The organism is Acinetobacter sp. ABJ_C5_2 (assembly GCF_044538485.1).
In the GTDB taxonomy this organism is placed as follows: Bacteria; Pseudomonadota; Gammaproteobacteria; order Pseudomonadales; family Moraxellaceae; genus Acinetobacter; species Acinetobacter nosocomialis_A.
Window position 1 is genome coordinate 1 of record NZ_JBIUCS010000074.1, and the last position, 1709, is coordinate 1709.

3 protein-coding genes and 1 pseudogene are annotated in these 1709 nt (G+C 26.9%); all 4 read left to right on the forward strand.

Annotation, left to right across the window (positions count from 1 at the left end; genetic code table 11):
- Window positions 1–165 precede the first annotated feature (165 nt).
- Window positions 166–342, forward strand: a complete 177-nt coding sequence (locus ACH8JV_RS19345) for a hypothetical protein (RefSeq protein WP_396523256.1) — start codon at window positions 166–168, stop codon at window positions 340–342.
- Between the two features lie 357 nt (window positions 343–699).
- Complete coding sequence (locus ACH8JV_RS19350; protein ID WP_396523258.1) at window positions 700–987, forward strand: hypothetical protein; 288 nt, start codon at window positions 700–702, stop codon at window positions 985–987.
- Window positions 988–1036: 49 nt separating this feature from the next.
- On the forward strand, window positions 1037–1396 hold the full coding sequence (locus ACH8JV_RS19355; protein ID WP_396523260.1) for a hypothetical protein: 360 nt from the start codon (window positions 1037–1039) through the stop codon (window positions 1394–1396).
- A 105-nt stretch (window positions 1397–1501) separates the two neighbouring features.
- Window positions 1502–1709 (forward strand): annotated as a pseudogene (locus tag ACH8JV_RS19360) (hypothetical protein); the annotation flags it as partial.

A 1709-nucleotide genomic window follows, 5' to 3' on the forward strand; every position in this document is an offset into this window, starting at 1 on the left:
ATATTTTAAATTCCCCGCCCCCAAAAAAAATAGATATAGATTATGATAAAATAAATAGAGAAGTGCAAAATATAAAACGTATCCTTTATAATGTTACATAATATTGATAAAAAGGTGTTAGATTAACTTCATTTAATTGTATAAAATGAAATATTTGATTATCGGATGGTTTCTAAAGAAGCTTATTTAATTCGCCTTGATATGGATTATTTAAAACTTAGTGAGCATTTAGTAAATTTAATTGATGAATTGATTGGAATGGATGCAGGTGAAGAGGAGGAATTTTCACTTGCTAAAGATGAGATTATAGCAAAAATAAATTCTATTGAAAATCTGAGGTAACTATTAGAACTCTTGTGAAAGTTATCTTTAATCATCCAATAGAATTCTCGAAAAAGTTAGAAATCAACTTTAATTATCAATTAAATATCCATCCTCCTAAGATATGGGTATTACAATACTTTAAACCTAAAGGAGATAGTTAATTTATGGTTATTGATGAAATGACTAATAATATTTTTAAAGAAATTGTATTCTGGTGATAAAAAGGTAATAGGAAATGGAATAGATGTGACTGGTGAGGGGCTTGATAGAACGTAAACAACTATAAGTGATAGATATGATGCCAAAGTTCTGCTGAAACTACAGGTAATGGTAAATATACAATTTTGACTTCACACCTAGAATAGGGATCTATTAATGCAAGAAAACTTTAAAATTCAATTTCCCTTAACTTATCAATTGTTAGGAGCTTGGTTTAGTGATTCTGATTATGAAGATTTAACTGATCAAAAAATAATCAATGAATATAAAAAAGTTTCTGAACCTGCAAGATTAGATTCTTTAATTAATCAAATGAGTATACTTTTAGAGATAAAAGATATTGATAAAGGTTATATTTCAAAATTATCCAATATTTACTTTGAAGATGAAAATGATTTATTTCAATGGTTGAATGAGTTATATACTTATTTAACAGAGGACTAAAAAGTATAGAATTATATGCAAAAGTAGAAATAGGATTTGTGCTCAAGAAGTGGACCAAAAAGTTGGAAAATTCCAACTAAAATGGTGGAACCTCAATGAGTTTGAAATTAGGCAATCTGCAATCTACGGTGGTGAAATAGTGAATAAATTGAATGAGAAAGTCCAAAAAATCAATACTAAAGAAGATTTTTTGGAATTTGTACAATTGTTAGTGAATGATCTTTCAACAAATCAATGGGAAAATGATAATTTAGCCGATTATCTTGAGGGGATTAATAGTTGGGTGGATGATATGGATGGATATTTTGAAAATGTAAGAGATTATGATGCTTTGGAAAAAATAAAAAATAATCAATTAGACTGGAAAATTTTGGGTAAAATTTTATTAGCAGCTACAATGTATGAGTGATTAAGCATTTAGAAGTTATCCATATAATATAGGAATAACTTTAAACTTTTTATTATAAAAGGTCACACTTTGAGATTTAAATAAATATAAAGAGGCATATCCGTAATGAATATATCTAAAATAGAAAATGAAGACATTTTTAAAGAAATGTCGGGAATTAATATTTCAGATATTAAATTCTTTTTCTATTTTTCGATTGAGAAAGAAAAATATCTTGAAGTTTATGATTTGTTAGCAGGGATTGTTAACTTCTATGGGAAAGTTAGTGCTATAGGGTTTGGAAAGGAATATAATCGTTACAATAGAAGCAAAT

Bases quoted from the DNA above. Each gene is read 5' to 3' on its own strand.
- ACH8JV_RS19345 (WP_396523256.1), top strand. From the start codon at position 166: ATGGTTTCTAAAGAAGCTTATTTAATTCGCCTTGATATGGATTATTTA.
- ACH8JV_RS19350 (WP_396523258.1), top strand. From the start codon at position 700: ATGCAAGAAAACTTTAAAATTCAATTTCCCTTAACTTATCAATTGTTA.